Genomic DNA, 19,906 nt, shown 5'->3' with positions numbered 1-19,906 from the left:
GACGTGCCTCGCCACGCGAAGGGGCGGGGTGCCCTCCTGGTGATCACCCTCATCGTCGCCTTGTTCGCCCCGGCGCTCGTGATGCCGCGGTTCCGGGCGGGCGGGTTCGTCTACGACCTCGACCAGGTGGCGCTGCTGTCGGGAACACTGTCGCTGGCCCTGGCTGCGATCGGGTTCGTCGCCACGCGACGTGCGACGCCGGAGCGGTTCGGGACAGCGGTGCCGGTCGTTCTGGCATGCTGGCTCGCCGTGGCGACGACGGTCGCGGCGTTCCGGCTGCTGAGTGAGCCCGCTCTCGCCGATGCGGGCACTGTCACCGGCGTGGCTCTCCTCGGTGTCGCCGCCCTCGTGCACATCGGCTCCGCCCTCGTCCGGCCCCTCCGGACGCGGCGCGGACCTCGCTGAAGCCCGGTCAGGTCGGCTGCTCCGACCCCGAGAGGCTCCTCGGCGGCTCCGCGTGCTGACTCCTCCATTCCCATCGGAGCGGGTCCGGGTGGCCTCGGTTGCCCACCTCCCGCAGACGGCGTATCATTGACCGGGTGTGCGCACGTGCGCGCCTTGCGTCGTGCCTCGGTCCGACGGCGGGCGTCGCGCACGCAACAGGGATCGTCCTGCGAACAGGGCGCCCCCACGGCATATCCACCACACCATGTTCGGCACTGTCGTGCCGCGCCGGTGGATCTGTGGTGAAACCACGAACGCTGTCACCGTGCAGCACCTGCGAGGTCCGTCCAGGCCGAGCAGCATGACAAGGAGAGAACGTGCCAACCATTCAGCAGTTGGTTCGCAAGGGTCGCTCGCCCAAGGTCACCAAGACCAAGGCGCCCGCCCTGAAGGCGAACCCGCAGCAGGCGGGGGTCTGCACCCGCGTCTACACGACCACGCCCAAGAAGCCGAACTCGGCCATGCGCAAGGTCGCTCGTGTCAAGCTCCGCAATGGCACCGAGGTCACCGCGTACATCCCCGGTGAGGGTCACAACCTGCAGGAGCACTCGCTGGTGCTCGTCCGTGGCGGTCGTGTGAAGGACCTCCCCGGTGTGCGTTACAAGATCGTCCGTGGCGCCCTGGACACCCAGGCCGTCAAGAACCGTAAGCAGGCTCGCAGCCGCTACGGCGCCAAGAAGGGTTGAGTTAGATGCCTCGTAAGGGACCCGCACCCCGCCGCGTCGTCGTCAACGACCCGGTCTACGGTGCTCCGATCGTCACCCAGCTGGTGAACAAGATCCTCGTCGACGGCAAGAAGTCGCTCGCCGAGTCGATCGTCTACAACGCGCTCAAGGGCGTCGAGGCCAAGAACGGCCAGGACGCCGTGGCCACGCTCAAGAAGGCGCTCGACAACGTGCGCCCCACCCTCGAGGTCAAGAGCCGCCGCGTCGGTGGCTCCACCTACCAGGTGCCCGTCGAGGTGAAGCCGCACCGCGCCAACACGCTCGCGCTGCGCTGGCTCGTCAGCTACGCGAAGGGCCGTCGTGAGAAGACGATGACCGAGCGCCTGCAGAACGAGATCCTCGACGCCTCGAACGGCCTCGGTGCCGCGGTCAAGCGCCGCGAGGACACCCACAAGATGGCCGAGTCGAACCGGGCGTTCGCTCACTACCGCTGGTAAACACCTCACCAGCGTCTCGTCTCGCTTCGCCCGCTCAACGACCAGGACACCATCCGGTCGTTGAGCGGGCGGCGAAACCGCGAGCCGAGACGCCTCACCACAAGTAAGGACACCCCGTGGCACAAGAAGTGCTCACCGACCTCAACAAGGTCCGCAACATCGGCATCATGGCGCACATCGATGCCGGCAAGACGACGACGACCGAGCGCATCCTGTTCTACACGGGCGTCAACCACAAGCTCGGTGAGACGCACGACGGTGCGTCGACCACCGACTGGATGGAGCAGGAGAAGGAGCGCGGCATCACGATCACGTCTGCCGCCGTCACCTGCTTCTGGAACAAGAACCAGATCAACATCATCGACACCCCCGGCCACGTGGACTTCACGGTCGAGGTCGAGCGTTCGCTGCGCGTGCTCGACGGTGCCGTCGCCGTCTTCGACGGCAAGGAGGGTGTCGAGCCCCAGTCCGAGACGGTGTGGCGTCAGGCCGACAAGTACGACGTCCCGCGTATCTGCTTCGTCAACAAGATGGACAAGCTCGGCGCCGACTTCTACTTCACCGTCGACACGATCATCAACCGCCTGGGCGCCAAGCCGCTCGTGCTCCAGCTGCCCATCGGCGCGGAGAACGACTTCATCGGTGTCATCGACCTCGTCGAGATGCGTGCACTGGTGTGGCCCGGCGATGCCAAGGGTGACGTGACCATGGGCGCCAAGTACGAGATCCAGGAGATCCCCGCCGACCTCGCCGACCGCGCTGCCGAGTACCGCGAGAAGCTGCTCGAGACGGTCGCGGAGAGCGACGAGGCCCTGCTGGAGAAGTACTTCGGCGGCGAGGAGCTCTCGATCGCCGAGATCAAGGGGGCGATCCGCAAGCTCACCGTCGCCGGCGAGCTCTACCCGGTCCTGTGCGGCTCGGCGTTCAAGAACCGCGGCGTGCAGCCCATGCTCGACGCGGTCGTCGACTTCCTCCCCTCGCCCCTCGACGTGCCTGCCATCGAGGCGCACGACCCGAAGGACGAGGAGAAGATCATCGAGCGTCACCCCGACGCGAACGACCCGTTCGCCGCGCTGGCGTTCAAGGTCGCGGTGCACCCGTTCTTCGGTCGCCTCACCTACATCCGCGTCTACTCCGGTCACCTCGACTCCGGCGCCCAGGTCATCAACTCGACCAAGGGCAAGAAGGAGCGCATCGGAAAGATCTTCCAGATGCACGCCAACAAGGAGAACCCGGTCGACTCGGTCACGGCGGGCAACATCTACGCCGTCATCGGTCTCAAGGACACCACCACCGGTGACACCCTGGCCGACCCCAACGAGCCCGTGGTCCTCGAGTCGATGACCTTCCCCGAGCCCGTCATCGAGGTCGCCATCGAGCCGAAGACCAAGGCCGACCAGGAGAAGCTGGGTCTGGCGATCCAGAAGCTCGCCGAAGAGGACCCGACCTTCCGCACCGAGCTCAACCCCGAGACGGGCCAGACCGTCATCAAGGGCATGGGCGAGCTGCACCTGGACATCCTCGTCGACCGCATGAAGCGCGAGTTCCGCGTCGAGGCGAACGTCGGCAAGCCCCAGGTGGCGTACCGCGAGACCATCCGCAAGGCGGTCGAGCGTCACGACTACACGCACAAGAAGCAGACCGGTGGTTCGGGTCAGTTCGCGAAGATCCAGTTCGCGATCGAGCCGCTCGAGGTCACGGCCGACAAGACGTACGAATTCGAGAACAAGGTCACCGGTGGCCGCATCCCGCGCGAGTACATCGAGCCGACCAACCAGGGCTTCCAGGACGCGATGAACGTCGGTGTGCTCGCCGGCTACCCCATGGTGGGTGTCAAGGCGACGCTGCTCGACGGTGCCTCGCACGACGTCGACTCGTCCGAGATGGCGTTCAAGATCGCCGGCTCCATGGGCTTCAAGGAGGCCGTCCGCAAGGCGAACCCCGCGATCCTCGAGCCGCTCATGAACGTCGAGGTGCGCACGCCCGAGGAGTACATGGGCGACGTCATCGGCGACCTCAACAGCCGCCGTGGACAGATCCAGTCGATGGAGGACGCGGCCGGCGTCAAGGTCGTCCGTGCCCTCGTCCCGCTGTCGGAGATGTTCGGCTACATCGGTGACCTGCGCTCGAAGACCTCGGGTCGCGCGGTCTACTCGATGGAGTTCGACTCCTACGCGGAGGTCCCGAAGGCTGTGGCCGACGAGATCGTCCAGAAGACCAAGGGCGAGTAACCCTTTCCCGGCTCGGATGCCGGGGGCAGCCGCTCCCGGCATCCACCCAAACTGAATACAGAACTGTCAACTACAATGACACCATCCCCGTAGAACGCCGGTCGCAATCCAGCGCCCGGAGCTCTACAACGACCGTCCTGAGGAGGACCCAGTGGCTAAGGCCAAGTTCGAGCGGACCAAGCCGCACGTGAACATCGGAACGATCGGTCACGTCGACCACGGCAAGACGACGCTCACCGCCGCGATCTCGAAGGTGCTCGCCGACAAGTACCCGTCCGCGACCAACGTGCAGCGCGACTTCGCGTCGATCGACTCGGCTCCCGAGGAGCGTCAGCGCGGTATCACGATCAACATCTCGCACGTCGAGTACGAGACCCCGAAGCGTCACTACGCGCACGTCGACGCGCCCGGTCACGCCGACTACATCAAGAACATGATCACCGGTGCGGCGCAGATGGACGGCGCGATCCTCGTGGTCGCCGCCACCGACGGCCCGATGGCGCAGACGCGTGAGCACGTGCTGCTCGCCAAGCAGGTCGGCGTGCCGTACCTGCTCGTCGCCCTCAACAAGTCGGACATGGTCGACGACGAGGAGATCCTGGAGCTCGTCGAGCTCGAGGTCCGTGAGCTCCTCTCGTCGCAGGACTTCGACGGCGACAACGCCCCCGTCGTGCGCGTCTCGGGCCTGAAGGCTCTCGAGGGCGACGAGAAGTGGGTCGAGTCGATCGTCGAGCTCATGAACGCCGTCGACGAGTCCATCCCGGACCCGGTGCGCGACAAGGACAAGCCGTTCCTCATGCCGATCGAGGACGTCTTCACGATCACCGGTCGTGGAACGGTCGTCACCGGTCGCGCCGAGCGTGGCACGCTGGCCATCAACTCCGAGGTCGAGATCGTCGGCATCCGCCCGACGCAGAAGACCATCGTCACGGGTATCGAGATGTTCCACAAGCAGCTCGACGAGGCCTGGGCCGGCGAGAACTGTGGTCTGCTCCTTCGCGGCACCAAGCGTGACGACGTCGAGCGCGGCCAGGTTGTCGTGAAGCCGGGTTCTGTGACCCCGCACACCAACTTCGAGGGCACGGCGTACATCCTGTCCAAGGAGGAGGGTGGCCGTCACAACCCCTTCTACACGAACTACCGCCCGCAGTTCTACTTCCGCACCACCGACGTCACCGGCGTCATCTCGCTGCCCGAGGGCACCGAGATGGTCATGCCCGGTGACACCACCGACATGACGGTCGAGCTCATCCAGCCGATCGCCATGGAAGAGGGCCTCGGCTTCGCGATCCGTGAGGGTGGCCGCACCGTCGGCGCCGGCACGGTGACGAAGATCATCAAGTAAGTCGGAGTACACACTTCGGCGGGAGTCAACGACTTCCGCGAAGGGGGTCGGATCCTTCGGGATCCGGCCCCCTTTCTCGTGCCCGGGCGGAGCTCACCTCAGGATTCGCTCAAGAATTCCGCAGGCTCCGGACGGACGGCGCTGTTTCGCTAGGGTGAACAGCGGGAGCACCCCGACTCCTGCCTCGACCGCGCGCCCCCGAGCCGGCCGAGTTCTTCCCGTGACTCTGAGGTCCGTCATGCTCACGTCCGTCCTGCCTGCGCGCGCTCCGATGATGAAGCGGTGGTCGATCGCTCTCGTCGTCGCTCTTGTCGCCGCTCTCGGAATCATCGCCCTTCCGGCTGCGCCCGCGTCGGCCATCGAACCTGTCGGCACCACCGACGGCGTCGTCGTGACCTCGACGGGGGAGACGGTGCTCGCCGGTGGGGAAGGACGCGTGACCGTGCGCGCGAGCAACCCGGACGGCGTGGACCTCTACAACGCGACCGCCGTCGTGGTGCTCCCCGTGGGAGTCAGCTACGTTCCGGGGTCTGCGACGCCGGGGGGCGCCAACGGTGTGGGCGAGCCCCGGATCGTGCCGTGGACACCCGATCCCGCGGACCCCGATGCCGAGGAAGCCTATCGCGGGCAGGTGCTGATCTGGGAGAACGTCGCCGATCTGCCGGAGGGAGCCTCGACCTCGGTCTCCTTCGCGATCCGTGCCGACACCGAGCGCTATCCCGTGGGTGCCAGCTTCACGGTCGGCTCTGGCGTGTACGCCAACGACGACGAGCGGATGCTCGCCGACGTCACCGTGCCCGATGCGGGAGCGCCCGTCGTCGAGGGTGCCTCGGAGGGCGGGTCCGTCGATGCGACGGTCACCGTCATCGCCCTGTCGCTGACCAAGAAAGAGACAGGGAACGCGGAGAACGAGGTCTACCGCGGTCCCGAGAACCCCGCCACCTACACCGTGACGGTGAGGACCGCCCAGGTCGCCGGCACCGACGGCGTGGTCGTGGAGGACTTCGTGCCCGCGACGTTCACCGTCGTCGGCTGTGACGACGGCGACTTCACCTGCGAGATCGTCGATGTGGATGGCGAGGTGTTCACCCAGCTCACCTGGGACCTCGGAAACGTTGCGGCCGGCAGGACCATCGACCTGACGTACCGTGCCTACGTGGCGCTTCGGGAAGTGACGCTTCCCGGCGCGACGGAGCCCGGCGCCCCGACCCGGCCGACGACCGGCGGGTATGCGGTGACGAACACGGCGGAGGCCTCCGGCTCGTACCGGGGCGACGTGGTCGAAGGCGGAGCGAAGGAGATCACCACCACGGCGGAGGAGACCGTCACGGTCCTCGACATCGGTGTGGTGAAGACCACCAGCAGCGGCGACTTCGTCGCGGGGCAGACCAAGCCCTACACGCTGACGATCCGGACGAGTCAGTACATCGATGCCGACGACGTTCGCGTGGTCGACACCGTGCCCGACGGCATGTGTCCCGTTCTCCCCGAAGGTGTCTCGCCGGGCGGTGACACGTGGCCCGCGGAGTGCGCCGACGCCGCGAGCGGCGCGGGGGAGGTCGCCGGGGGAGGCGTCATGCAGTCCGCGGAATACGACGCGGACACCGGTCGGTTCACGGTCTCCTTCGCGATCACCGACCGACCCGAGAACGACGTGACGACCCTCGACTACGCCGTCTTCATGCGTGACTTCTATCACGATGGAAGCCGCACCTCGGTCGGAGACTCTTTCGCCAACCGGGTGACCCTCTCCGGCACCGTGAGCCCCGTCGCCGACAACACGGTCGACGAGGGAGCGGCACCCGGGCGCAACGACTCCACGGTCAGCATCGGCACGAGCAGCGTGCGCATGGCCAAGGCGATCTGGGCGAACCCCGACCGTACGCCCATCACCGGGGTATCGGGTTCCGGCACCACCTGCTCCGCGACGAGTGACTACACCTCACCGACCGGCGACGACGTCCCCGCGCTGCAGCTGGGGGACCTCGTCTGCTTCCGGATCACGGGAGACTTCCCCGTCGGCGTTGCGACGCGCGACGTCGTGGTGAGCGATTTCCTTCCCGTCGGCGCATCGATGGTCGGCTGGTCGGCCACCGAGGGCGCCGGGTGGACGACCGTCACGGGTCTGGGCGCGAACCCCGCGACCACGTCGCGCTGGCAACTGGGGGAAGAGGTCGGAAACACCTTCTACGTGGCGCCGGGCGACGATCTCGAGCTGTTCATCCTCGCGCGCATCGACAGCGTCCCTGAGACCAAGCCCCGCGTCACCGGAAACCTCGCGAAGCTGCGGTACACGTCGGGTGACAGTGGTGTGGTGGGCCTGCGCGATGATGTCGATCTCACTCTCGCTCCGGCGCCGCCGCTCTCGCTGCAGAAGAAGGTCGACGGCGCGGACGCCCTGACTCCCGTCCGAGAGGGACAGTCGCTCGTCTTCACGATCGACGTCACCCACGACGGGACGGCCGGCAGCCTGACCGACTACCCGCTCGACGAGATCGAGGTGTGGGATCTCCTCCCCGCGGGCTTCGACTGCGCCGACATCACCTCGGCCTCTCCCGCGATCGCGCCGGAGAACTGCACGACTCGCGCCGATGGCCGCGTCGTGGTGACATGGGTGCTCGATCGCGCGGCCGACCCGCTGCGAGGCGGGGAGTCCGCGAGGATCTCCTACACGCTGACCGTCCCGTCGCCGCTGTCGATCTCGTCCTCGCACACCAACACGGCGGCGGTCACCCGCTTCACCGCGGTGAGCACGAACGGGCTCGATCCCGCGGCGGGCGGAGCGGGCTTCTACCCGGTCAACCCGGTCGGCGCCTATCCCGACGAGACTCCCACCGCGGCCGAGGCCGCCGACTCCGCGACGATCACCCTCGCCGGGGCGTCGGCCGACAAGGCGGTCGTCGAGACGAGCGTCACGGAGACGAACAACTCCGCGCTGACCCAGGCGACCATCGGTGAGACCGTGACCTGGGAGTACACCGCGACGCTCCCGGCGCGCACGAGCATCTTCAACGGGGTGCTCGACGAGCAGCCCCCGGCAGCGGCGCGATGGGCGGCCGCGGGAAGCCCGACCCTCACCGGGCCCGCCGGCATCGTCTCGGCGGCGGGCTGCGCGCGGGACGCCGACGAGTTCCGTCTCTGCACCGATCCGGCCGACGCCCGCTACGGCGACCTCCTCTTCCCGACCACGTGGACCAACGCCTCCGACGATCCGGCCGAGTTCACGGTGCGGCTGACGATGCGTGTCGCCGACACCGGCGCCAATGCCCACGGTGCGGCGCTGACCAATCGCGTAGACCTCACCAGCACGCCGGCGGCGGCCGATACCGGCGCCGTCGTCCGAGCGACCGACTCCGCGCAGATCACGGTCGTTGTCCCCGCCCCCGACCTCGCCAAGCAGGTCTCCCGCACGAGCGGATCGGGATATGCCTCTGCCGTCACCGCGGCCGGCGGCGAGACGGTCTTCTTCCGCCTGACCGCGTCGACCCCGGCGGGACAGCCCCCGCTCCACGACGCCGTCGTCACCGACTGCGTCCCGGGCGGGCTCCTCCTCGGATCGCTTCCCGCCGGGATGACCGGCCCCGTCGCGGGCACGGGCGCCAACGGCTGCGCGACCGGAACCCAACGGGTGACGTGGACGCTTCCGGACGCCCTGGCCCCCGGCGTCCCGCAGACCCTCACCTACTCGGCCACCCTGCCGGATGACGCCGTCTCCGGAACGGCGTACGTCAACACCGCCCAGCTGAGCGGGAGCACGCTCGCCGGCACGGTGGCGGGGGAACGCACCGTCGTGTCGCCGCAGCGGTCCGCGACCGTCAATGTGCAGCGTCCGACGGTGACCAAGACGGCCGATCGCTTGTCGCCCACCAACATCTACGTTGCGGGGGAGACCGTCACCTGGACCATCTCGGCGACGCTTCCCGCGCACACCACGTTCTACAACGCCGCGATCACCGACGCGTTGCCCTCGGTCTTCCCGGCCAGTGCGGGAGCGCTCGTCGGCACGCCCTCGTGCGCACCCGCCGAGCTCTGTGCCGACGCGCAGACACTCACTCCCAACGGCCGCACGTTCGGGGTGCTCCTCGGCGACCTCCCGGCGGCGACGACCAGCAGGACGGTCACGCTGACGTTCTCGATCCAGATCCCCACGACCATCACCTCCGCGCAGGACAACAACTCCTCGTACTCCAACCAGGGCGTGCTCCGCTGGGACTACGCTGCTCGAACGCCGCAGACCTCCGCCAGCGGCACCTGGAACGACAGCGCCGCCTCGGCGAACTCCACCATCGTGGTGCGGCGCCCGGCCGTCACGGTGACCAAGTCGGTCAGCGACAGTGCGGTGCGCAAGTCGCAGGGACAGATCTTCACCTACACGGTGGGTGCTCAGGCGACCGCGTCCACCAACAACGTCGTCGCCTACAACGTCGTCGTCGTCGACGCGGTCCCGGCGGGTGTCATCCCCGTGGTCTCCGCCTCCGATCGCACACCGCTCGCCGACGGTGCCACCGTCAGCGGCGGAGGCGTGTGGAACGCGTCGGCACGGACGATCACATGGAGCCTGGCGCAGCTCGTCCCGGGAACGCCGCGATCGTTCACGTACCCGGCCACGCTCGCCGCCGCTGCGACCCTCTCCGGGGCCGCGCTCACCAACAGTGTCGTGCCGCAGTCCTGGACCTCGCTCGCCGCCGCGGGGAAGTCCTTCGGACCGGGAGCCGCGGCCACCGCCTCGGTGACTCCGGCCTTCCCGCTCGTCAACACCGTCAAGAGCCAGGTCACGGCGAACCCGGTCTACATCGGCGACGACGTCACGTTCCAGGTGGTGCTCACCAACGGCGGGACGGCGACCGCGACGGCGCTGGATGCCGTCGACACCCTCCCGGCGGGGTGGAGCTACGTCCCGGGCTCCGCCGCGATCGGTGGGGCAAGCGCGGGCGATCCCGTGATCACCGGGCAGACCCTGACCTGGGCGGACCTGGGGGCGCTGGCCCCGTCGCAGAGCCACACACTCACCTACCGCGCCGTCGCCGGGTCCTCGGTCGCCGTCGGCAGCGGCACGGCGCACGTCAACACCGCCCGCGCCGCTGACGTCACCGACGCCACGGGCGGGACCTCGTACAACAACGGCAGCGGCTCGTATGTGGGGACGACGGGCACCGCTCAGGCTCGCATCCACCAGGCCGACCTGCGCATCCAGAAGTCCGCGGGGACCTTCACCGCGGGCGGCACCGGAACCTTCCAGCTCGTGGTGAGCAACGGCGCCGGATCCGACCCGGCCGTGGGAGTGACCGTCACCGACACGCTGAGCCTCCCCAGCGGCGTGACCTTCGTCAGCGCCGCGGGCAGCGGTTGGGTCTGCAGCACCCCCGACGGTGCCGGCGCCTTCAGCTGCGCCCGCCAGACGAGCACCGACACGCTCGCCGGTGGATCGTCGTGGCCGGCGATCACGGTCACTGTCGCGATCGCTTCCACGGTGGCGCAGGGCACCGCGGTCCCCAACACAGCCAGCGTCGCGGCGCGCACCGAGGATCGGGAGCCGGGGAACAACACCTCCTCGGCGACCGGATCGGTGGCCACCTCGGCCGACCTGGCCGTGACGAAGACGGTGACCGTTCCCGCTACCGGCCCTGTCACCGCGGGCGAGGCGATCGAGTGGGTCGTGACCGTGCGCAACAACGGGCCCTCCGTCTCGCGTGGTTCCAGCGTCGCCCCGATCGTCCTCACCGACGCGCTACCGGCTTCGGTGTCGGCGCCGGAGTTGGTCGGCACCGTTCCTTCGGGATGCGCGCTCTCCGGCGCGACACTGCGCTGCGCTCTCGCTTCCGACCTCGCCGTCGGCGACGCCGTATCGGTGCGCGTGCGCGCCACGGTGAACGCCGATGTCGCCGCGGGAGACGACGTGGTCGTCAACACCGCGACCGTCGCGCCGGTGACCACCGACCCGACGTCCTCCAACAACACCGCCACGGCCCGCACCGACGTGGCGGTGCGCGAGGACCTCACGATCGTCAAGTCCGTCATCGACCCCGCACCGCCCGCCGCCGTCGTCCCGGGCGAGCCGATCGCGTATCGCATCCAGGTCGGCAATCGCGGGCCGTCGGACGCGCGCGGTGTGTTCGTCGTCGACACCCTTCCCGCCGCCACGTCGTTCCGGGAGATCACGGCGGGTGCCTCGGCCTGGGACGTGGAGGTGTCCGGCCGCACGGTGACCTTCACCCTGACCGGGACTCTCGCTTCGGGAGAGGCCGCACCTGCGGTGGAGTACACCGTGATGCTCGCGCCCGGCTTCCGCGGCGACCCCGCCGACCTGCTCAACACCGCGGCCGCCTCTTCGCAGTGGTACGAGCAGCAGGATGAGCCGCGCCCCCGGGCGTCCGCCCAGCCCGGTCCGGCGCAGCCTCGTGCCGATCTCGAGCTGACCAAGAACGTGCGTCCGACCGGGGGTGCGCCGGGAGACCCCGTGGTCGCGGGCGAGACCGCGCAGTACACACTCCGCGTCGACAACCTGGGTCCTTCCGACGCGGGTGCGCTCACCCTCGTCGACACGCTTCCCACGGGGATGTCCTTCGTGACGCCTCTCCCGGCGGGTTGCGCGGCGGACGGCCGCGTGCTGACCTGTAGCAAGCCTGCGGGCCTCGCGGCCGCGGAGTCGGCCTGGAACACGTCGGTGACCGTCCGGATCGCGGCGTCCTTCGACGGCACGACGCTCACCAATGCGGCGTCGGTGACCTCGACCACCACCGACCCCCACCCGCAGAACAACGTCGATGCTGTCGATCTCCCCGTCATCCAGCGGGCCTCGCTCACGCTGGAAAAGGTGGCCTCAGCGGATGTCGTCCGCGCCGGCGAGCCCGTGGACTGGACGATCCGGATCGGCAACGACGGTCCTTCCGACGCGCGGGACGTGACCCTGGCCGACGTCATCGATCCGCGCCTCGTCCTCGACGACGTCGAGGCGCCCGAGGGCGTGACGTGTGTGGATGCGCCCGCCCTCTCCTGCACGATCGGAAAGATCCCCGCGGGAGGGGAGGTCGTGCTGACCGTCACCACCACGGTCCGCTCGTCGGTCGTCGACGCGGCGGTGATCACCAATCGCGCGACCGCCTCGTCGGCCACGATCGACGGGGAAACGGGTGAGCCGGCGACGGCCACCGACACCGATTCCGTCGAGGTGTCGGCCGTCAGCGAGCTGACGATCACCAAGACCACGACGACGCCCACCGTTGCCGCCGGCGGCACGGCGATCTTCCGTCTGGCTGTCGGCAACCGCGGACCGTCCGACGCGGCTGCCTCGGTCGTCGTGACCGACGCCCTCCCGGAAGGCGCGACCTTCGTCTCCGCGTCCACGATCGGCGGCTCCGCCCGCTGGTCCTGCGCACCGGCCTCGGGAGAGGTCGCCTGTGAACTGCAGGACGCCGCCGGCTCCGCCCTCACTCTTGCGGCGGGTTCCCAGGCCCCCGTGCTGGAGATCGTCGCAGCCATCGACGCCTCGCTTCCCGCCGGGGCGATCACGAACGTCGCGACGGCCTCCTCGCCCTCCGACCCTGCATCGCCCCAGAGCGATGTCGACGTCTCGGTGGTGACGTTCGCGGATCTCGGCATCACCAAGGCCGGCGTCGGCATCCCGACGGCGGGACGCGAGTACACCTGGACGATCGAGGTCACCAATCATGGCCCGAGTGACTCGGTGGCCACGTCCGACGAGCCGCTCGTCGTCACGGACGCCCTCGCGGCCGGAACGCGGTTCGTCTCCGCTGAGGGCGCCGACTGTGTCGCAGGCGCCGACGAAGAGGTGCGCTGCGAGATCGGAGCGACCCTCCGACCGGGCGACCGGGTGACGATCGCTCTCACGGTCGAGGTCGACGAGGCGGTCACCGGCACGCTGTCCAACACCGTGCGCGTCGCTCCGGCGCTCACGCCCCAGCCGGCCTCGCCGGTGTGGCCCGATGAAGCCACGGCCGTCTCTCCTCGCGTGATCGAGGTGGCAGACCTCGCTCTCGTCAAGGAGGTCGTCACGGCGGCGGAGGACATCGTCGCGGGCCAGCCCATCCAGTGGCGTCTCACCGTCTCCGACGTCGGTCCCTCCAACTCCGACGCCGACGCGGAAGCGCCCATCGTCGTGACCGACACTCTCCCTGCCGGGGTCACCGCGACCCGGATCACGCCCCCGTCGGAGGACTGGACCTGCGATCTCTCCGGAGACGGGACGTCGGTGCGCTGCGAGCTGGCTCGCGACCTCGCCACCGACGAACCCCAGGTCTTCCTCCTCGACGCCTCGATCGGTGCCGAGGTTCAGGGGACCATCGCCAACACCGCCCGCGTCACCCCCGGACGCACTGCGCAGCCCGCAGACGCCGAGGGCAACGACGAGGACACCGCGTCCTCCATCGTCGGGGAGTCGGCGGACCTGCGCCTGCGCAAGGACGTCGCGTCGGCGGTCGTGGCCGGGTCCACGGGCACCTATCTCCTTCAGGTGACCAACGCCGGACCCAGTGCAGCGCGAGACGTGACGGTCGTCGACACGCTTCCGGCGGTCCTGACCTTCCAGCGGGTCGTCGGGGAGGACGGCATCGAGACGCCGTGGACGTGCACGACCGACTCCGAGGACCCGACCGAGCTGACGTGTCGGTACGACGGCGTCATCGCTCCGGGGGGAGCGCCGGTCGACCTCGTCATCGAGGTCGCCGCCAGTGCAGCGCTGACCGGGAGCGTCGCGAACACCGCGGTCGTCTCGTCGAGCACGCCGGATCCCGACGAGACCAACAACACGGCATCGGTGATCGGAACCCTTGTCACGACCGCGGACCTCGCGCTGTCGAAGTCCCATGAGGCGGGCGAGTCCGCCGTCGCGGGTCGGGAGTTCACCTGGACCCTCCGGGTCTCCAACGAGGGCCCGAGCGACTCGCTCGCCGATGCCCAGAACCCGATCGTCGTCACCGATGTGCTACCCGACGGGGTCACCCTCGTCGCGGACGGAAGCGACCCGTCGTGCACGGCGGACGACGACGACCCGCAGACGGTGCGCTGTCTCCTCGCCGAGACGATCGCCGTGGGCGAGGCCGTCTCGCTGGACCTCCGAGTGGCGCTCGCGCCGGATCTGAACGGCACGGTGACGAACTCGGCCATCGTCGCCCCGGGCTTCACGTCCGACCCGGAGCCCGGCAACGACGGCGCCGAGGACAGCGTGCAGATCACGGAGATCGCCGACCTCGGGGTGCGCAAGGAGGTTGTCACCGACGCCGCCGACATCGTCGCCGGGCAGGAGATCGTCTGGACGGTGGCGGTGTCGAACCTCGGCCCGTCCGACTCCGACGCGACCGAGGCGGACCCGATCACCGTGGTCGACACACTCCCGGCGGGAGTCTCCTTCGTCTCGGCCACCGGTGAGGGCTGGGACTGCCGGCCCGCGGAGGCCGGGCCGGACGGCCGAGAGCGCGTCACCTGCACCCGGTCGGAAGACCTCGACCTCGGCGCGGCACCCCTCATCACCGTCACGGGTCTGGTCGCACCGTCGGTGCAGGGGACGATCCGCAACGACGTGTCGGTGACACCGGGGCTCACACCCGACCACGACGGCGTGCCCAACAGTGACCACACCGTCTCCACGGTCGGGGAGACAGCCGATCTCGCGCTCACCAAGGTGGTCAGCCAGTCGATCGTCGCGGGCGGCGCGGGCGCCTACGCGCTGACGGTCACCAACCTCGGGCCCTCCGCGGCGCGCGGGATCACGGTGACCGACACGTTGCCCGCCGGGCTGTCGTACCGTTCCGTCGACGGTGCCTCGTGGACGTGCGCGCCGCCGTCCGACGGGTCGGACGATGTCCGCTGCACGTACGGGGGCGTCCTCGCCCCCGCGACGTCGGCGACGTTCACGCTGGTGGTGACCGCCGACGAAGACCTGCAGGGTGACATCGTCAACACGGCCACGGTGTCTGCGGAGACCCCCGACCCGCGGTCCGAGAACGACACCGCCACCGCGGAGGGCACCGTGGCGGAGCGCGTCGACCTGTCGATCGTGAAGAAGGCGGTCGGCACGCCCGAGGTCGGCGACACCTTCACCTACGCCCTGACGGTGCGCAACGCCGGGCCTTCTCAGGCGCGAGGTGTGCGGATCACCGATCCGCTCCCCTCCGGTCTCGAGATCGTGGCGGTCACCGGTATCGGATGGGAGTGCGCCCACGACGCCGCGGAGGGTCAGGTGCTGTGCCTGCGGGACGTGCTCGCGGCCGGAGCGACGGCTCCCGAGGTGACCGTGGAGGTGCGGGTGCTTCCCGCTGCCTATCCGGAGGTCGCCAACACCGCGAGCGTCACCGCGACGACGCCGGAAGACGAGGACACCCTCGGCGACAACGCCTCGACTGCCACCGTCGCGGTGCCTCCGCAGAGCGACCTCGTGATCACCAAGACACGGCTCGATGAGCTCGTCACGGGCGCGGAGGCGCGGTACGAGATCACCGTGGTCAACCAGGGACCCACCGAGGATCCGGGGCCGATCACGGTGACGGACGAACTGCCGGAGGGGCTCATCGCGCGCGCGGCCGCCTTGCAGGGCGCGGACGGCTCGTGCGAGAAGACCGCCGCCGTGGTCACCTGCACACTGGATCGGCTCGACGTCGGCCAGAAGGCGACGCTCGTGGTGACGGTCGTGGTCGCCGCGAGCGCCACCGGCGACCTCGTCAACACCGCCACGGTCTCTTCCGACGCGGGTCGCGGAGTGAAGTCGGACGCGGCGGTCGGTGGCGTCACGGTCGTCGACCTCCCCGCCACCGGGGGGACGCTCGTTCCGATCCTGCCGTTCGCGCTCGGCCTGCTGCTGCTCGGCGGCCTCGGGCTGTGGCGGGCCCGGCGTCGGGAGCAGACCAGCCCCTAGACCGGACGGGGCGCCGCGGCCATGATGTGAATCACGCACTGCGGCGCCCGCCGGAGGCGCCTACCGACCGGAGGGGGACCGTATGGGAATCGAAGACCTCGTCAACCAGGGCAAGGAGTTCCTGGAGCAGAACAAGGACAAGATCGAAGAGACGCTGGCCTCGGACAAGGCGGAAGAGGTCAGCGACAACGTGCTGGACGCCGCCGCGGACTTCGTCAAGAAGGTCGCTCCCGAGTCCGCCCACGGCACGGTGGACGACATCCGGGGGACCATCGACTCGAAGATCGGCAACGAGTAGCAGCCTCGAACCGGAGGGGCGGGTGCATCGGGCATCCGCCCCTCCGCCGCGTCGTGCCGGGGCGCGGGCGACGCGACACGCCTCGGCGGAGGCGCGACACGCCCGAGTTTGCGACACGCCCGGGCGACACGTAGACTAGTCAGGTTCCACATTCCTGCGTGTGCACCAGCGCGACGCGGGATCACTGCCAGGGCAGTGCATAGGCGGCACCTCCTCCTTCGAGGACACGGTGCAGGGTCCTAGGCCGCGGGCAGCAGAACAACACATCCGACCCTCACCTGGAAACGGGTTCCGCATGCGTGCGGGCGGGCCGGACTGACATCAGAACAGCGGTGCAGCACGTCCCGCGTCCGTGATCCGGACCGGGAACGAAGTACCCGGCGTAACCGCGCCACGTGCGTCCAATGCCCCCGAGGTACGACGCGAGAAAAGAGAGTGAGCAGACAATGGCGGGACAGAAGATCCGCATTCGCCTGAAGTCGTATGACCACGAGGTCATCGACACGTCGGCGCGAAAGATCGTCGACACCGTGACCCGTGCGGGCGCGACCGTCGTGGGCCCCGTGCCCCTTCCGACCGAGAAGAACGTCGTGTGCGTCATCCGGTCGCCCCACAAGTACAAGGACAGCCGCGAGCACTTCGAGATGCGCACCCACAAGCGTCTGATCGACATCATCGACCCGACGCCCAAGGCCGTCGACTCGCTGATGCGCCTCGACCTGCCGGCCGACGTCAACATCGAGATCAAGCTCTGAGGACGACGACCATGGCACACATCAACGAGAAGATTTCGAAGGGTCTCCTGGGCACCAAGCTCGGCATGACCCAGGTCTGGGACGAGAACGGCAAGCTCGTTCCCGTCACCGTCATCGAGGTCGCGCCGAACGTGGTCACCCAGGTTCGCACGCCCGAGAAGGACGGCTACAACGCGGTTCAGATCGCCTACGGGCAGATCGACCCCCGCAAGGTCAACAAGCCGCAGACGGCCCACTTCGAGGCCGCCGGCGTGACCCCGCGCCGCCACCTCACGGAGGTCCGCACGGCCGATGCCGCTGACTACTCACTCGGTCAGGAGCTCACCGTCGACGCCACCTTCGAGGCCGGCCAGCGGGTCGACGTCGTCGGCACCAGCAAGGGCAAGGGCACCGCGGGTGTCATGAAGCGCCACAACTTCAAGGGCGTCTCGGCTTCGCACGGTGCGCACCGCAACCACCGCAAGCCCGGTTCGATCGGCGCCTCGTCGACCCCGAGCCGTGTCTTCAAGGGCATGCGCATGGCCGGCCGTATGGGTGGCGAGCGCGTGACCGTCCTCAACCTCACGGTGCACGCCGTCGACGCCGAGAAGGGTCTGCTGCTCGTCAAGGGCGCCGTCCCCGGCGCGCGCGGCCGCATCGTCTACGTCCGCAACGCAGTGAAGGGTGCCTGATCATGGCTGACTCGACTCTCGCGCTCGACGTCGTGAAGGCAGACGGCAAGAAGGCCGGCTCCGTGGAGCTGCCCGCCGCGCTGTTCGACGTCAAGACGAACATCCCGCTCATCCACCAGGTCGTCGTCGCGCAGCTCGCCGCGGCGCGCCAGGGCACTCACTCGACCAAGCGTCGCGGTGAGGTCTCGGGTGCCGGCCGCAAGCCCTTCAAGCAGAAGGGCACGGGTAACGCCCGTCAGGGCTCGATCCGCGCGCCGCACATGACCGGTGGTGGCATCGTCCACGGCCCGAAGCCGCGCGACTACGCGCAGCGCACCCCCAAGAAGATGATCGCCGCGGCCCTGCTCGGCTCGCTCAGCGATCGTGCTCGCGGTGGACGCCTGCACATCGTCGACTCCTTCGGCATCGAGGGCGCGCCCTCGACCAAGGCGGCCGCCTCCGTGCTGGCCGGTCTCGGCGCCGTGAAGAACGTGCTCGTGGTCATCGACCGCGAGGACGAGCTCACCATCAAGAGCGTGCGCAACCTCGCGTACGTCCACGTGCTGCCCGTCGGTCAGCTCAACGCCTACGACGTGCTCGTCTCCGACGACATCGTCTTCACCAAGGCCGCCTACGACGCGTTCGTCGCTGCGAAGGCCGGCGCCACCGAGGAGGTCTCGGCATGAGCACCGCGAACATCGCCCTCAACAAGGACCCGCGCGACATCATCCTGAAGCCGGTCGTCTCGGAGAAGAGCTACGGGCTCATCGACGAGGGCAAGTACACGTTCCTCGTGGACCCGCGCGCCACCAAGACCGAGATCAAGCTCGCCATCGAGAAGATCTTCGGCGTCAAGGTCGCCGCGGTGAACACCATCAACCGCGTGGGCAAGGCCCGTCGCACCCGTTTCGGCACCGGCAAGCGCAAGGACACCAAGCGCGCCATCGTCACGCTGAAGTCGGGCACCATCGACATCTTCACGGCAGTCGGCTGACGGTCGGGATAGAGGACAACGAACATGGCTATTCGCAAGTACAAGCCCACGACCCCGGGTCGTCGCGGTTCGTCGGTGGCTGACTTCGCCGAGATCACGCGATCGACGCCCGAGAAGTCGCTGCTGCGCCCGCTCGCCAAGACCGGTGGCCGCAACAACCAGGGCCGCATCACGACCCGTCACATCGGTGGTGGCCACAAGCGCCAGTACCGCGTGATCGACTTCCGTCGCAACGACAAGGACGGTGTCAACGCCAAGGTCGCTCACATCGAGTACGACCCCAACCGCACGGCGCGCATCGCGCTCCTGCACTACTTCGACGGTGAGAAGCGCTACATCCTCGCCCCGAACAAGCTGCAGCAGGGCGACGTCGTGGAGTCCGGCGCCGGCGCCGACATCAAGCCCGGCAACAACCTGCCGCTGCGCAACATCCCCACCGGTACGGTGATCCACGCGATCGAGCTCCGTCCCGGCGGCGGCGCGAAGCTGGCGCGTTCGGCGGGCACCTCGGTGCGTCTCGTCGCCAAGGACGGCCCCTACGCGCAGCTGCGTCTGCCCTCGGGTGAGATCCGCAACGTGGACGCGCGCTGCCGCGCCACGATCGGCGAGGTCGGCAACGCCGAGCAGTCCAACATCAACTGGGGCAAGGCCGGCCGCAAGCGTTGGAAGGGCGTGCGCCCGACCGTCCGCGGTGTCGCGATGAACCCGGTCGACCACCCGCACGGTGGTGGTGAGGGCAAGACGTCCGGTGGACGTCACCCCGTCACTCCTTGGGGCCAGGCTGAGGGTCGTACCCGCCACCCCAACAAGGAAAGCGACAAGTACATCGTCCGCCGTCGCAACGCCGGCAAGAAGCGCAAGTAGGAGTAGAGGAAGATGCCTCGCAGCCTTAAGAAGGGCCCCTTCGTCGACGAGCACCTGCTTCGCAAGGTCGTCTCGCAGAACGAAGCCGGCACCAAGAACGTCATCAAGACCTGGTCGCGCCGTTCGATGATCATCCCCGCCATGCTGGGACACACCATCGCCGTGCACGACGGACGCAAGCACATCCCCGTGTTCGTGTCCGAGACCATGGTCGGCCACAAGCTGGGCGAGTTCGCGCCCACCCGCACCTTCCGCGGCCACGAGAAGGACGACAAGAAGGGCCGCCGCCGCTGACG

13 protein-coding genes are annotated in these 19,906 nt (G+C 68.9%); all 13 read left to right on the top strand.

Annotated elements, in window-relative coordinates; genetic code table 11:
* The first annotated feature begins 3 nt into the window (after positions 1-3).
* The 13 genes from AVP41_RS10485 to rpsS all read left to right on the top strand — a co-directional run bounded on the left by AVP41_RS10485 (position 4) and on the right by rpsS (position 19,904).
* The gene (locus AVP41_RS10485; RefSeq protein ID WP_067164083.1) at positions 4-405 is read left to right on the top strand and encodes a hypothetical protein; all 402 of its coding nucleotides are present in this window, start codon (positions 4-6) and stop codon (positions 403-405) included.
* A gap of 356 nt (positions 406-761) precedes the next feature.
* Positions 762-1,130, top strand: coding sequence for a 30S ribosomal protein S12 (rpsL, locus tag AVP41_RS10480; RefSeq protein WP_018187369.1), 369 nt, complete (start codon positions 762-764; stop codon positions 1,128-1,130).
* A gap of 5 nt (positions 1,131-1,135) precedes the next feature.
* Entirely contained in the window at positions 1,136-1,606 is a 471-nt protein-coding gene (gene rpsG, locus AVP41_RS10475; protein WP_005050524.1) for a 30S ribosomal protein S7, read from the top strand.
* A gap of 116 nt (positions 1,607-1,722) precedes the next feature.
* Complete coding sequence (gene fusA, locus AVP41_RS10470; RefSeq protein WP_067164081.1) at positions 1,723-3,837, top strand: elongation factor G; 2,115 nt, start codon at positions 1,723-1,725, stop codon at positions 3,835-3,837.
* Positions 3,838-3,988: 151 nt separating this feature from the next.
* The gene (gene tuf, locus AVP41_RS10465; protein ID WP_067164079.1) at positions 3,989-5,182 is read left to right on the top strand and encodes an elongation factor Tu; all 1,194 of its coding nucleotides are present in this window, start codon (positions 3,989-3,991) and stop codon (positions 5,180-5,182) included.
* Positions 5,183-5,420: 238 nt separating this feature from the next.
* The gene (locus AVP41_RS10460) at positions 5,421-16,049 is read left to right on the top strand and encodes a DUF11 domain-containing protein (RefSeq protein WP_067164077.1); all 10,629 of its coding nucleotides are present in this window, start codon (positions 5,421-5,423) and stop codon (positions 16,047-16,049) included.
* An 82-nt stretch (positions 16,050-16,131) separates the two neighbouring features.
* Positions 16,132-16,347 carry a hypothetical protein gene (locus tag AVP41_RS10455; RefSeq protein WP_067164075.1) on the top strand — a complete coding sequence of 72 codons (216 nt, stop codon included), beginning with the start codon at positions 16,132-16,134 and terminating at the stop codon, positions 16,345-16,347.
* Positions 16,348-16,793: 446 nt separating this feature from the next.
* A complete protein-coding gene (gene rpsJ, locus AVP41_RS10450; RefSeq protein ID WP_005050520.1) occupies positions 16,794-17,102 on the top strand; it encodes a 30S ribosomal protein S10 in 309 nt (102 codons plus the stop codon).
* An 11-nt stretch (positions 17,103-17,113) separates the two neighbouring features.
* On the top strand, positions 17,114-17,773 hold the full coding sequence (rplC, locus tag AVP41_RS10445) for a 50S ribosomal protein L3 (RefSeq protein WP_067164073.1): 660 nt from the start codon (positions 17,114-17,116) through the stop codon (positions 17,771-17,773).
* A gap of 2 nt (positions 17,774-17,775) precedes the next feature.
* The gene (rplD, locus tag AVP41_RS10440; RefSeq protein WP_067164070.1) at positions 17,776-18,438 is read left to right on the top strand and encodes a 50S ribosomal protein L4; all 663 of its coding nucleotides are present in this window, start codon (positions 17,776-17,778) and stop codon (positions 18,436-18,438) included.
* Positions 18,435-18,746, top strand: coding sequence for a 50S ribosomal protein L23 (gene rplW, locus AVP41_RS10435; protein ID WP_067164068.1), 312 nt, complete (start codon positions 18,435-18,437; stop codon positions 18,744-18,746). Before rplD ends, rplW begins: the two co-directional genes overlap by 4 nt.
* A 24-nt stretch (positions 18,747-18,770) precedes the next feature.
* Positions 18,771-19,610 (top strand): 50S ribosomal protein L2, encoded by an 840-nt coding sequence (gene rplB / locus AVP41_RS10430; protein WP_067164066.1) that lies wholly within the window; start codon positions 18,771-18,773, stop codon positions 19,608-19,610.
* A 12-nt stretch (positions 19,611-19,622) separates the two neighbouring features.
* On the top strand, positions 19,623-19,904 hold the full coding sequence (gene rpsS / locus AVP41_RS10425; RefSeq protein WP_018187348.1) for a 30S ribosomal protein S19: 282 nt from the start codon (positions 19,623-19,625) through the stop codon (positions 19,902-19,904).
* Positions 19,905-19,906: the final 2 nt, after the last annotated feature.

The sequence above is a fragment of the Microbacterium sp. TNHR37B genome, assembly GCF_001620065.1.
Classification (GTDB): domain Bacteria; phylum Actinomycetota; class Actinomycetes; order Actinomycetales; family Microbacteriaceae; genus Microbacterium.
Note: the sequence above shows the minus strand (reverse complement) of the source record. Positions and strands in the feature narration are given on the sequence as shown.

Bases quoted from the DNA above. Each gene is read 5' to 3' on its own strand.
- rpsG (WP_005050524.1), top strand. From the start codon at position 1,136: ATGCCTCGTAAGGGACCCGCACCCCGCCGCGTCGTCGTCAACGACCCG.
- AVP41_RS10460 (WP_067164077.1), top strand. From the start codon at position 5,421: ATGCTCACGTCCGTCCTGCCTGCGCGCGCTCCGATGATGAAGCGGTGG.
- AVP41_RS10455 (WP_067164075.1), top strand. From the start codon at position 16,132: ATGGGAATCGAAGACCTCGTCAACCAGGGCAAGGAGTTCCTGGAGCAG.
- rpsJ (WP_005050520.1), top strand. From the start codon at position 16,794: ATGGCGGGACAGAAGATCCGCATTCGCCTGAAGTCGTATGACCACGAG.
- rplC (WP_067164073.1), top strand. From the start codon at position 17,114: ATGGCACACATCAACGAGAAGATTTCGAAGGGTCTCCTGGGCACCAAG.
- rplD (WP_067164070.1), top strand. From the start codon at position 17,776: ATGGCTGACTCGACTCTCGCGCTCGACGTCGTGAAGGCAGACGGCAAG.
- rplW (WP_067164068.1), top strand. From the start codon at position 18,435: ATGAGCACCGCGAACATCGCCCTCAACAAGGACCCGCGCGACATCATC.
- rplB (WP_067164066.1), top strand. From the start codon at position 18,771: ATGGCTATTCGCAAGTACAAGCCCACGACCCCGGGTCGTCGCGGTTCG.
- rpsS (WP_018187348.1), top strand. From the start codon at position 19,623: ATGCCTCGCAGCCTTAAGAAGGGCCCCTTCGTCGACGAGCACCTGCTT.